Here is a 12,527-nt window from a genome sequence, read left to right as displayed (position 1 = left end):
TCAGGTAGCCGTGGACCGAAGCCCTGGATCTGCTGCCCTGAGCGGGCCGCCCCCCCCGGATATCCACGTTACCGGGCGGCACCGACAGTTCCGGCTACCTCCGGGCCAGGGAGACCTCGAACGCCGCCTCGGTGTTCTCGCGGACGTTGTCGGGCAAGGGATCCTCGTTGGCCGACACAGTAGCGCCGCGGCGGCCGTCGAGGGCGCCGGACAGGGTGGCGAAACCGAAGATGTCGCCGCCGTGGCCCCAGTAGCGTGTGCCGTCCGGGAGTGTGCGGTGGAAGAGGCCGAGGCCGTAGTCCGTGCCGGGTTCGCCCGGTACCGGGACCGTGTGCTGCATCTGTGCGAGCTGCGCGGCCGGCAGCAGGCGGCCGCCGATCAGCGCCGTGTAGAACGTGTCCAGGTCCCGGCCGGTCGAGACGAGCGCGCCCGCGGCCCAGGCGATCGACGGGTCGAAGTCCGTGAAGTCGGTCAGGGGGCCGCCGAGCGTCACGTAGCCGCGCGGGTGCGGCGACGGCAGCCGCTCGTCGCCGCGGCCGGGCAGCGACGTGTCGTGCAAGCCCAGCGGCCGGGTGATCCGGCGGGTGATTTCGCCCGCTAGGCCGTGCCCGGTCACCTTTTCGACGAGCATCCCGGCGACGATGTAGTTGGTGTTGGAGTAGGACCACGCGGTGCCGGGCGCGAACAACGGCGGGTGGTTGAGCGCCAGCGCGACGAGTTCGCCGGGCTCGGCGCCGCGGTGGCGCAGCGACTCGAGGTCGCCCGTCGCCAGCACGTCGTCGGTGTAGCTGTAGAGCCCGCTGGTGTGCTGCAACAGGTTCCGCACGGTGATCTTCGCGCCGTCGTTCCCGTTGCCGGTGATCAGGCCGGGCAGGTAACGCTCGATCGGGTCGTCGAGGCGCACCTTGCCCTCGGCGACGAGCTGCAGCACCACCGTCGCGACGAACGTCTTGGTGATGCTGCCGACGCGGACGACCGCGTCGTGCGGGTACGGCTTCCCGGTGGTCAGGTCGCCGACCCCGCTGCGCGTCTCGGTGACGCGGCCGTGGTCGGTGACGACGGCTTCGGCGCCGGGCGCGCCGCCCTGGGCGGTGACCCGGTCCAGCGCCTGCTGCACCGGACTGGCCGTGACGGCGAGCGCCGGTGCCGCGGTGGTCGCCGCGATGAGCGCGACGAGCGTGCCGCAGGCGACGATCTGCTTGCCGCGTAAGGACTTCCGCATGAAAGAACCCCCTGGTGTCGTGGTGCTCCCCAACCTAGGGAGCCCGGCACCAGGGGGCAGTGGGGCAGACCGCCGAACCGTTCCGGGGGCCAGCCCTACCTCTCGATCAGCGCAGGCGCAGGGCCCGCTTCAGCGTGCCGAACAGGTCGGTCTGGTTGGTCAGGCCGACGACGTTCGCCGCCTGCGGGCCCATGGCCGCGATGCGGACCTGGGTGCCGGTGTGCGACTGCGAGCCGCCCGTCTCGGCGGTGCCGTAGGCCAGGGTCATGTTCGCGCCCTCGTTGGTGACGAGCGTCGCGGTCAGGCCCGGGGTGGCCGTCGGCTCGACGATCTGGCTGCTGTGGCCGTGGTCGGCGGTCACCAGCACCAGCGTGTCGGGGTGGCTGCGGGCGAACGCCGTGCCCGCCGCGATCGCCGCGTCGAAGTCGATCGTCTCGCCGATCTGGCCGCACGGGTCGGCGGCGTGGTCCTGCTTGTCGATGCTCGCGCCCTCGACCTGCAGGAAGAATCCCTTGTCCGAGTGCCGGTCGTCGAGCAGCTCCAGCGCCTTGCGGGTCTGGTCGGCCAGCTTCGGCTGGGTCTTCGGCAGCGCCGGGTTCGGGGTGCAGCGCGACGGCGCGGTGCCGCCGTGGACCGCGGCCGGGCCGGTCCAGTTCACCGGCATGTTGTTCTTGGCGAACAGGCCGAGGACCGGCTTGCCCTTCTTGGCCGCCGCGAGGTCGGCCGCGGTGTTGACGACGTTGTAGCCGGCCGCCTTGGCCTGCTCCAGCACGGTCTTGCCCTTGAACTTGCCGGCGGTGACCGTCTGGTCGAAGTACGTCGCGCCGCCGCCCAGCAGGACGTCGGGGCGGGTCTGGACGAGCTGCTCGGAGATCGAGCCGGCGCCGCCCTTCTCCTTGGCGTTGACCGCGCACTTGGCGGTCGTCTCGACCGGGCCCTTGCAGTCGCGGCTGACGACGTGCGCGCCGAGCACGGCCGGGGTGGCATCCTGGACCTCGGCGGTGGTGACGTCGCCGGTGCGCAGCCCGCCGCGCTTGGCCAGCTCGAGGATCGTCGGCACGGGGTTGCCGTACGCGTCGACCGAGATCGCGCCGTTGTAGGTCTTGACGCCGGTGGCCCAGCCGGTGCCGGACGCGGCCGAGTCGGTCACGTAGTTCGGCTTGCCGGGGTTGTTCTGCTCGACGGCGTAGGTGGTGTAGTCGCCGGTCAGCGGCAGCTCGTCCATCGCGAGCCGGCCGGCGGCGCCGCGCTCGTAGTTGCGCGCGGAGGTGATCTCGGACTGGCCCATGCCGTCGCCGAGGAACAGGATCACGTTGCGCGCGGAGCCGCCCTGGATCGCGGAGCGGACGTCGTTGGTGCGGTCACCGGAGCCGGCGGAGCGCGCGTCGGCGTTGCCGGAGCCGTTGGCGGCCAGTGCGACCGGGGCGGCGGCGACCAGCGCGGCGCCGAGCGCGCCGGCGACCAGCCACCGGCGACGGCCGGTGAACAGCGAAGCCATGTTTCTCCTCTTCGGGGGACTTCGGGGCTTTCCAGTCCGGATTTCGGACATGGGTCATTAGTTCCGGTGCATGTGTGCCGTGGACGGACGGCAGGTGAGCAGCAGGTGTCCGATGCCCGAACTCATCACTTCCCCGAGGTGACCGGGAGCACGTCGGTTATTGACCGGCGAGGTGTCCCGGCCGGACGACGCCCGCCTCGTAGGCGATGACGACGGCCTGGCTGCGGTTGGCCGCGCCGAGCTTCCCGAAGATGTTCCCCACGTGCGTCTTCACGGTCTCGAGGCTGATCACGAGCGCGGCCGCGATGTCCTGGTTGGACAGTCCGGTCGCGATCAGCCGCAGCACCTCGGCCTCGCGCCGGGTCAGCGTCTTCGCCGCCCGCGCGTGCGCGCCGCCGGGCGGCCGCCCGCTCACCAGGCGCCGGATCGCCTCGGGGAACAGCAGCGATTCGCCGGCGGCGACGGTCCGCACGGCGTGGGCGAGCTCCTCCTTGCGCGCCCGCTTGAGGATGAACCCGCTGGCCCCGGCCAGCAGCGCCTCGTGCACGTAGTCGTCGTTGTCGAACGTCGTGACGACGAGCACCTTCGGCGGCTCGGCCAGGGCGGACAGCAGCTGCCGGGTGGCTTCGATGCCGTCCATGCCGGGCATCCGGACGTCCATCAGCACGACGCCGGGCGCGGTCCGGCGCACGGCGGGCAGCACCTCGGCGCCGTCGGCCGCCTCGCCGACGACCGTCAGGCCCTGCTGCTCCAGCAGGGCCCGCAGACCGGCGCGGACCAGGGGTTCGTCGTCGGCCAGCAGGACCGTCGGGCTCACGCGCCCGCCCGCAGCGGGATCGTCGCGTTCAGCCGCCACCGCGGCCCGTCCGGACCCGCGTCCAGCTCGCCGCGCAGGGCTTCGACGCGCTCCGCGAGCCCGGCCAGCCCGCGGCGTCCCGGGCGGGGGACGGGACCGGCCAGCGCGTTGACGACGGCGATCTCGAGGTGCTCCGGCCCGGCCTCGACGCGGACGTCCACCTCGCCGGGGCCCGCGTGCCGCAGCGCGTTGGTCAGGCCCTCCTGGACGATCCGGTAGCCCTCGCGCGACACCGTGGCGGGCAGCGCGGCGACCGGGCCGCGGACGGTCAGCCGGACGTCGAGCCCGGCTTCGCGGGCGCGCACGGCGAGGACGTCCACCTCGGTCAGCGTGCGGGTCGGCTCCTTGGTGGCCGGTTCGTCCCGCAGCAGGCCCAGGACGTGGTCGAGGTCCTCGAGCGCGCTGCGCGAGGACTCTTCGATCGTGCCCAGCGCCCGCCGCACCTGGGCCGGGTCGGTCTCGACCAGGCCGACCGCCGCGGCCGCTTGCAGGGTCGACGTCGTCAGCGTGTGCCCGATCGAGTCGTGCAGCTCACTGGCCAGCCGGTTGCGCTGCGCCAGCACGGCTGCGCGGCGCTCGGCCAGCGCCGTGAGCTCGGCGGCGGACGGGCCGAGCAGCGCCGTCGCGCCGACGCGGAGGGCGAGGGTGGCGGCCGCGGTCAGCACGAGCGCCACGAGGGCCACGACCAGCCCGAACGGGACCGCCCACGCGCCGAGCGGGACTTCGTCCCAGAACAACGAGATCCGGTCCTGCCCGCCCATCAGCCACACCGCGGGCACGAGCATCCCGAGGCCCAGGAAGGCCAGCACGGTGAAGAGGATTCCGCTGGCCGCCGTGTGCAGCGCGAGCCACAGGCCCGACCGCAGCCGTGACTCGGCGTCCGGGCGGCCCGCCGGCGCCGGGATCCGGGTGCCGAGCAGCGTGTTCGCCAGGCCGACGCCGAGGCGCCGCACCGGTCCCAGCAACCCCAGCAGTCCCATCAGGACGGCGAGGGCGAGCAGGGCCAGGAGCGCGCGGATCCGGGAATCGGCTTCGACGGACACGGCGACGGCGAGGGCGAAGGGGGTCACCGGCACCGCGATGGCGGCACCCGCGGCGGCGTGGAGCAGGCTGCGGTAGCTGCCGATCCGCGTCAGGGACTGGAGGAATCCGGGCATGCGGCGAGCGTAGGGAAGCCGGAGACGGGTGACTTCCCTCTCGGGAGCCAGATTCTGGTCACAACCGGTTAGCGACCGTTAGCAGCGGCCTCCTACACTCGGGACGTGGCAGACCGACCCCTGATCGCCCCCAGCATCCTGTCCGCGGACTTCGCCCGGCTCGGCGACGAGATCGCCGCCGTGGCCGGCACCGGCGACACCCGCGCCGACTGGGTGCACGTGGACGTCATGGACGCGCACTTCGTCCCCAACCTGACCCTGGGCCTGCCCGTGGTCAAGGCGCTGCTCAAGAGCACCGACGTGCCGATCGACTGCCACCTGATGATCGACGACCCGGACCGCTGGGCGATCGGGTACGCCGAAGCCGGCGCCTACAACGTCACCGTGCACGCCGAAGCCGCGAAGGACCCGGTCGCGCTGGCCAAGAACCTGCGCGCCGCGGGCGCGAAGGCCGGGCTGTCGGTCAAGCCGGGCACCGCGCTCGAGCCGTGGCTCGACGCGCTCAAGCACTACGACACGCTGCTGGTCATGTCGGTCGAGCCGGGCTTCGGCGGGCAGTCGTTCATCGCCGAGGTCCTGGACAAGGTCCGCACCGCGCGGCGGCTGGTCGACACCGGGCACCTGAAGCTGGTCGTCGAGATCGACGGCGGGATCAACGCCGAAACCATCGAGCAGGCGGCCGAAGCGGGCGTCGACTGCTTCGTCGCCGGGTCCGCCGTCTACGGCGCCGCGGACCCCGGCAAGGCGGTCGCCGCCCTGCGTGAGCAGGCCGCACGCGTCCGAGCGGGCTGAATCCGGCACCGAGGCGCGGGCGGAGAAGCCCCATCGGCGTCTCGGGTGTTGGATGGTGGGGGACCCGGTTACTAGGAGGCAGCGGACGTGTTCACCGGCATAGTCGAGGAGATCGGCGAGGTCACCGCGGTCGAGCAGCTGACCAACGCGGCGCGCCTGCGGGTCCGCGGGCCGCTGGTGACGAGCGACGCCGGTCACGGCGACTCGATCGCGGTCAGCGGTGTCTGCCTGACGGTGGTCGAAGTGGCGGACGGCGAGTTCACCGTCGACGTCGTCCACGAGACGCTGCAGCGGTCCAGCCTGGCCAAGGTCGCCGTCGGCGACCGCGTCAACCTGGAGCGCGCCACCCCGGCCGGCGGCCGGCTCGGCGGGCACATCATGCAGGGGCACGTCGACGGGACGGGCGTGTTCCTCTCGCGCGACGAAACCGGCGTCACGACCTTCGCGCTGCCGGGGCACCTGGCCCGGTACGTGGTCGAGAAGGGGTCGATCGCGGTCGACGGGATCTCCCTGACCGTCGCGGCGGTCACCGACGACCGGTTCAAGGTGGCGCTGATCCCGACCACGCTCGAGGTGACCACGCTCGGCGGCCGGGAAGCCGGCGACCTGGTCAACCTCGAGGTCGACGTGGTCGCGAAGTACGTCGAAAAGCTGGCCGAGGCGCATATCCGCGACCAGGTGCAGAATCGGGACGGCGGCGGCAGCACGGAGGAGCGGTCATGAGCGAGCCAGAGATGAGTTCGGCCGAGCCCGAAGCGGGCTGGACCCCGTGCGGTGCCGGGGCGGTGTTCGACGCCGACGCCATCGAACGGGCGATCGCGGACGTCGCGGCGGGCCGCGCGGTCGTCGTGGTCGACGACGAGGACCGCGAGAACGAGGGCGACCTCATCTTCGCGGCGGAGAAGGCGACCCCGGAGCTGCTGGCCTTCATGGTCCGCTACACCTCGGGCTACGTCTGCGTGGCGCTGACCGAGGCCGAGGCGGACCGGCTGGACCTGCCGCCGATGTACCACACGAACCAGGACGCGCGCGGCACCGCGTACAGCGTCACGGTGGACGCCGCCGAGGGCATCAGCACCGGCATCTCCGCCGCCGACCGCGCGCACACGATCCGGCTGCTCGCCGACCCGGCGTCGACCGCGAAGGACTTCCGCCGTCCCGGTCACGTCGTCCCGCTGCGCGCGAAGGAGGGCGGCGTGCTCCGCCGTCCCGGGCACACCGAGGCGTCGGTCGACCTGGCCCGGATGGCCGGGCTCGCGCCGGCGGGCGTGCTCTGCGAGATCGTGTCGCAGAAGGACGAGGGCGACATGGCCCGCCGCGACGAGCTCGAGGTCTTCGCGGCCGACCACGACCTGGCGATCATCACCATCGCCGACCTGATCGCCTACCGCCGCCGCACCGAGAAGCAGGTCGAGCGGGTCGCCGAGGCGCGCATCCCGCTGGCGGCGGGCACGTTCCGCGCGGTCGGCTACGACTCCCTGCTGGACGGCATCGAGCACGTCGCGTTCGTCTACGGCGAGATCGGCGACGGCCAGGACATCCTCGTGCGCGTCCACTCCGAGTGCCTCACCGGCGACGTCTTCGGCTCGCTGCGCTGCGACTGCGGGCCCCAGCTGGACGCGGCGCTGGCCGCCGTCGCCGCCGAAGGCCGTGGCGTCGTGCTCTACATCCGCGGCCACGAGGGCCGCGGCATCGGCCTGCTGCACAAGCTGCAGGCCTACCAGCTGCAGGACGACGGCGCCGACACGGTCGACGCCAACCTCGCCCTCGGCGTCCCGGCCGACGCCCGCGACTACGGCACCGGCGCGCAGATCCTCTGCGACCTCGGCGTCCGCACCATGCGGCTGCTGTCGAACAACCCGGCCAAGCGGATCGGCCTCGAGGGCTACGGCCTGCGCGTCACCGGGCGGGTACCGCTGCCGATCTCCCCGAACCCGGAGAACCTGCGCTACCTGCGGACCAAGCGCGACCGGATGGGCCACGACCTGGCCCAGCTGGAGCACTACGACCAGGTCGGCGCGGGCAACGAGCACCCCGACGGAGGAGCGCTGTGAGCGGCGAAGGCCGTCCCGACCTCAAGCTGGACCTCTCCGACTGCAAGTCGCTGAAGCTCGGCATCGTGTCCACCAAGTGGAACGCCGCCATCACCGATGTCCTGCTGGAGCGGGCCCTGTTCGCGGCCCGCGAGGCCGAGCTCGAAGAGGAGCCGACGGTCGTCCGCGTCGCGGGCGCGATCGAGCTCCCGGTGGTGGCGCAGGCCCTGGCCCGCAACCACGACGCGGTCGTCGCGCTGGGCGTGGTCATCCGCGGCGGCACCCCGCACTTCGAGTACGTGTGCGACGCGGTGACAGCCGGCCTGACCCGGGTGGCGCTCGACGAGAGCACCCCGGTCGGCAACGGCGTCCTGACGTGTGACACGGAAGACCAGGCCCTGGACCGCTCGGGCCGCCCGGGCGCGAAAGAGGACAAGGGCTACGAGGCGACGGTGGCGGCGCTGGACAGCGCGCACGTGCTGCGGAGCCTGCGCCAGCCGTGGACCGAGCGGGGCTTCGTGTGAGCGTGAGTACTTCGTCGACCTTGGTGATCCGTCCCCGGCGCGCGCTGATCATGTGCAGCGTGCTGGCGGTGGCGCTGCTGGCGGTGTTCGTTGTGGTGGCGGTGCTGCTGCGCAACGGCGACACGGGCGTCCGCTTCCAGCGCTCCGACCAGGCCGCGATGGTGGGTATCGGCATCCTGCTGGCGTGCGGCGTGATGCTGTTCGCGATCGCCCGGGTACGCGCGGACGCGACCGGGATCGAAGTCCGCAACGTGCTGATGACCCGGCGCTTCGCATGGGACGAGGTGCTTTCGGTGAGTTTCCCGGACGGCGCTTCGTGGGCGCGGCTGGAGCTGCCGGAGGACGAGTACCACGCGGTGATGGCGGTGCAGGCGGTGGACCGGGCCCGGGCGGTGGAAGCGGTACGAGCCCTGCGAAAGCTCCACCGCGCCGCCACCGGCGGCTGACCTGGCTCAGTGGCGGCCGCCACCGAATCGTGGGTGCAACAATTTGACGGCCGCCGGCGGACTACGTTATTGGTGCACCGTGGTTGCGGACCCTGTCCGAGCAACAAGGCGCCGTGACGCTTGCAGAACGTCCGTCAATTAGTAGGTGGTCCGTGGGGCCGATGACTTCTGCAGACTGGTAGACACGCCGTCGCGGAATGGCTACGCCTGCTGGCGATCCTTATGGCAGGGTTAACAGCGAGCGTGTCCCGCGGACGGGGGTGGAAGGTGACTGGCGGAACAGTGCAGTTGGCCAAACGACAAGTGCTCGCCGGATACTGCCTAGCCGGCGGGGCTCGTGGCTACTGCGGGGTCTGGAGCGCGTTCCTCGGCGGCCACGGGCACGTCGATCGGGGGAAGCTGATTCGGCAGCTATGGCCGGTACTCAGTACTGCCTCAGCTATGATTGAGGCGTCCCGGCCCTCGGCTGCGACCGGGGGAGCGTAACTCTCGTGGCAGTTGCGATCTTCGAAGTTGCCGGTCAGATGCGGCAGGCCATGAGTCGGTCGGATTTCGATCGTTCCGGCCGCATCGGCTTGGATGCGTATCCGTATCGTGCGTTGAAGCGCGGCGAGCTGCATCTGGCTGTCTTCGTTGTGAGCTCAGGGAATGGGTTCAAGATCGTTGGGCTCGGCAGGGTGGCGCCCGGTGACCGCTCTGGCATCTCCAACAGAAACCTAGAGTTTGACCTCTGTCGCAAGATTAAGCCCGAAGTGGTTGTGCAACCCGACAACGATGCGTATCCCGGCCTGATCCGAGCACTGAATGGTCGAACGCCGCTGAATGGTTCAGAGGAGCAAGACCTTCTATCTGTTATCTCGAATTCCGCTGATGTAGCCGCGCGCGACGTCGAGTTTTTGCTCGAGCAAGTTGGATGTAACGCCATTGAGGGTAACGATGGCTTTCTGCTTGCCTGTGAACGGGACGCGGTTGCGCTTTCATTGAAGGCGGCCAACCTGCAAGCGGAGTTGCCGAAACTGTCGGGGTGGCAGCTGGTTTCTTCGTGTCCTTGGTTCATTGGAGGGTTGGACGAATCTCGCGATTCAAGCGATCACCACTCAAGTGCTGATCGTGAATTGTCATGGCTTCAAGAAGGTGCGGTACCCTCGTCTTACAGCTGGATGCGGGTAGCTCGGCGCACTGATGGCTACGGGCCGGGTGTCACCATGGTGAATGCGAGGCCGGATCCCAATTCTGAACTTGGAGGAGTCGATCTCGTCTACTTTAATCCGAATTTCGGCGTGCTTACTCTGATTCACTACGGCGCAGATTGGATACTTGATGAGTACCTAGACGAAATTGACGATCTGTATGCGGGAGAGGATGATCCCAGCGATCCGCGTCTTGTATCTAACCCGGTATTCGTCAAACGTGTGAATGTCAAGAAATTCGAAGTTGAAAAGGAGTGGCTCCTCGGTGGAGCCATTCGTGTGGCGCAGGATATTAGGAATCATGAGATTTCTTGCGATGCCCCTTTTCGTTCTGAGCGACATTTGAGCAATGGTACCTTTGCTGCGTTGCTCGGTGCCGGATGGCTTGGTGGGCGTGCGGCTGGCTTCGAACAGGTCCGCGACGTCGTCGAGCTAGCGCTTGAAGCCCGGCGAGCCGTCGTGGTTGCAATACATGGCAACTGGGATGTTGCAGAGAGTCATCATTTTGGGGAGCAATGGCTATTCTGACCATTTAAGGCATGGTAGGTGGGCGTTTTGACGTTGCTGCGCATCTTCGGAGCGTTCGCTACGTTGATATTCAACTGATCTTCGGACGGGAACGGGTGGATGGCTGAGGGCATGGATGCGCGACGTCACGCACGCCAAGTGAGGGCGGCGCTCATGCGTGACTACGCTGGTCACGTCTACGTGGGAGATCTAGAACGGTATGGCGCAGACGGTGCGGAGCAGCGCCTGCTTTCACGAGCTCTGACAGCGCTCGCCGTGCGAATGGTTTCCGGAGCGGATCCGATTACGGCTGGTGGTTTTGTTACAGACGGTCATGCTGACCAGGGCATAGACGCAATCGCGCTGTGCAAGGATCCGCCGCAGGTCTACTTGGTGCAGGCGAAGTGGAGTGATGCTGGCACGGCCACGTTCGACCGAAAAGCTGCGGGCGAACTGATTGTCGGACTCGACTATCTCGATCGCGAGTTGTTCAGTGAATTCAATGCTCGAGGAGAGGCACTCGGGGAGGCCGCTTCGGAGCTGATGGTCGAAGGGAATGCGCCAGTCACTCTGGTAATCGCATTGATGGGTGAAAAACCGCCCGACCCTGATGGTGTTATGCCGGTTTTAAACAATGCGATTGCGCGATTCAATCAACATGGTCCTCGAGTCGGATGCCGGTTCCTATACGCGCGAGACTTCGTCCGGCAGGTGCGAGAGGATCGTGCGCCCGAGCCCATCGCGCTCAATGTCACAATGAGGCCGTGGCATCAGCATGACGGGATGCACATGTCGTATCAGGGGTCAGTACGAGTCGAAGATGTCGCCTCGTGGTCTGCGAAGCACGGTGCCGGCCTATTTCGTGCGAACATCCGCGACCCGCTCGGGGCGACGCGGACGAATAGTGGAATTGTCCAGTCGTTGATCGCTGAACCTGGCAACTTTTGGTATCGCAACAACGGTATAACAATTCTGTGTGACAGAATTATGCCCCGTCCTGGTTCGATGCAGTCTCCGCACAACGCGCCGATGCAGTTGACCGCCGAGAATGCGAGCATTGTCAATGGTGCACAGACGGTGACCGCGATCGCAGAGGCAATGCGGACCGATCCCGAGGTTGCCGCGTACGCGACAGTCGGTGTTCGAGTAATCGCCACTAACGGCGCCTCCGGGTTCGCCGAAGATGTGACGAAAGCCACCAATCTTCAAAACAGTGTCGAGGCTCGGGACTTCATTGCTCTCGATCCGGTTCAGGGAGAGATCCGGGAGGACTTCGCTGCTGAGCTCGACAAGCAGTACACCGTCAAGCGCGGAACTCCCGACCCGTCGCCCGAGTCTGGTTGCTCAATCGTCGAGGCTGCTGCGGCGCTCGCCTGTCTCCATCCCACTGCGAGCTACTCGGCGCGCCTGGCTCGCTCGCTCGATCCGCTTTGGGAACGCGGCGAACGAGGCGCGTATGATGTGTTATTCGACCCGCGTCCCCCGGCCCTGCAGATCTGGCGAGCAGTTACCGCGGTGCGGGCCGTGCGTGAAACGTTGCACGCGACACGGTCGCAGCGGGAGGGGAGGGCTGCTGCGGTAGCACAGCACGGTGAGTACCTCATCGCCCATCTGGTCCTGAAACACCTGAAGGTGTCCCAGGTCATCGACGAGCCCAGCTGTCGCTGGGACGAGGACTTTCTGCCACGCGTCGCCGACGCGGTCGCCACATTGGTGCCCTGGCTCATCCACCATGCCGACGCGGAATATGGCTCGGATACGCAGATACGGACCATTCTGGCGAATACCGACCAGACCCGCAAACTGGCCTCTCTCACCTTGAGTTCTGCAGAGTCCAGGGAAAAGCCTCCCACGCTTCCGGTGGAGTATGTCCGTGCTGAGCGTAAGCCGCGTCGGCCGAATACAGTCCCATATCTCGTCGACGCGAACGCCATCTCTGAGGGCACCGCACTCGTTTACGACAGTCCTGTCGCAAACGAGCAGGCGGCCCTTGCCGGATGGCTCGCGGAGGATTCGCGCCGTAGTCGGGCGACCTGGGTGAACAGCCGTACGAAACCGCTTTTATGGGAGGCCGACCAGAGGCAGTACTCGCCGTCCGGCCTTGTCCGTGAGATGTGGCAGCTCGCCGACTGGAAACAGCAACCTGTCGCAAATCAGGGCACCACTCGATGGAAGGTCAAAGGAGGAGAGAGTCTGTGGAGCATGGCCCTGCGATTGCAGGAAGCCGAAGAGGGCATTGAGTCCACCGAGACCACCTAAGTGCTTCGGCGGTCGTGAGTTGTTGCACGTATGCTCGTGTTTC

11 protein-coding genes are annotated in these 12,527 nt (G+C 68.3%); 7 read left to right on the top strand and 4 right to left on the bottom strand.

Going from position 1 to position 12,527, the window contains the following annotated elements; translation table 11 throughout:
* Positions 1–94: 94 nt before the first annotated feature.
* From VA596_RS24765 to VA596_RS24750, 4 genes are all read right to left on the bottom strand, one after another.
* Positions 95–1,222 carry a serine hydrolase domain-containing protein gene (locus VA596_RS24765; RefSeq protein WP_323330507.1) on the bottom strand — a complete coding sequence of 376 codons (1,128 nt, stop codon included), beginning with the start codon at positions 1,220–1,222 and terminating at the stop codon, positions 95–97.
* 106 nt (positions 1,223–1,328) lie between these two features.
* Complete coding sequence (gene phoA / locus VA596_RS24760; RefSeq protein WP_323330505.1) at positions 1,329–2,720, bottom strand: alkaline phosphatase; 1,392 nt, start codon at positions 2,718–2,720, stop codon at positions 1,329–1,331.
* Positions 2,721–2,877: 157 nt separating this feature from the next.
* A complete protein-coding gene (locus tag VA596_RS24755; protein WP_323330503.1) occupies positions 2,878–3,537 on the bottom strand; it encodes a response regulator transcription factor in 660 nt (219 codons plus the stop codon).
* Complete coding sequence (locus tag VA596_RS24750; RefSeq protein ID WP_323330501.1) at positions 3,534–4,733, bottom strand: sensor histidine kinase; 1,200 nt, start codon at positions 4,731–4,733, stop codon at positions 3,534–3,536. Before VA596_RS24750 ends, VA596_RS24755 begins: the two co-directional genes overlap by 4 nt.
* 120 nt (positions 4,734–4,853) lie before the next feature.
* Here VA596_RS24750 and rpe point away from each other — a divergent pair, with 120 nt between their 5' ends.
* From rpe to VA596_RS24715, 7 genes are all read left to right on the top strand, one after another.
* A complete protein-coding gene (rpe, locus tag VA596_RS24745; protein ID WP_323330560.1) occupies positions 4,854–5,525 on the top strand; it encodes a ribulose-phosphate 3-epimerase in 672 nt (223 codons plus the stop codon).
* An 87-nt stretch (positions 5,526–5,612) separates the two neighbouring features.
* On the top strand, positions 5,613–6,248 hold the full coding sequence (locus VA596_RS24740; protein WP_323330499.1) for a riboflavin synthase: 636 nt from the start codon (positions 5,613–5,615) through the stop codon (positions 6,246–6,248).
* Between the two features lie 11 nt (positions 6,249–6,259).
* Complete coding sequence (locus tag VA596_RS24735) at positions 6,260–7,579, top strand: bifunctional 3,4-dihydroxy-2-butanone-4-phosphate synthase/GTP cyclohydrolase II (protein ID WP_323330559.1); 1,320 nt, start codon at positions 6,260–6,262, stop codon at positions 7,577–7,579.
* The gene (gene ribH / locus VA596_RS24730; RefSeq protein ID WP_323330497.1) at positions 7,576–8,082 is read left to right on the top strand and encodes a 6,7-dimethyl-8-ribityllumazine synthase; all 507 of its coding nucleotides are present in this window, start codon (positions 7,576–7,578) and stop codon (positions 8,080–8,082) included. The genes VA596_RS24735 and ribH overlap by 4 nt, the downstream gene beginning before the upstream one ends.
* Positions 8,083–8,132: 50 nt before the next feature.
* Positions 8,133–8,528, top strand: coding sequence for a PH domain-containing protein (locus tag VA596_RS24725; protein WP_410171923.1), 396 nt, complete (start codon positions 8,133–8,135; stop codon positions 8,526–8,528).
* Positions 8,529–9,019: 491 nt separating this feature from the next.
* Complete coding sequence (locus VA596_RS24720; RefSeq protein ID WP_323330492.1) at positions 9,020–10,246, top strand: hypothetical protein; 1,227 nt, start codon at positions 9,020–9,022, stop codon at positions 10,244–10,246.
* A gap of 153 nt (positions 10,247–10,399) precedes the next feature.
* Entirely contained in the window at positions 10,400–12,484 is a 2,085-nt protein-coding gene (locus tag VA596_RS24715; RefSeq protein ID WP_323330490.1) for an AIPR family protein, read from the top strand.
* Positions 12,485–12,527 lie beyond the last annotated feature (43 nt).

The organism is Amycolatopsis heterodermiae, assembly GCF_034929455.1.
GTDB lineage: Bacteria > Actinomycetota > Actinomycetes > Mycobacteriales > Pseudonocardiaceae > Amycolatopsis > Amycolatopsis heterodermiae.
The sequence above is the reverse complement of the archived record's forward strand: the minus strand, read 5'-3'. Positions and strand labels throughout refer to the sequence as shown.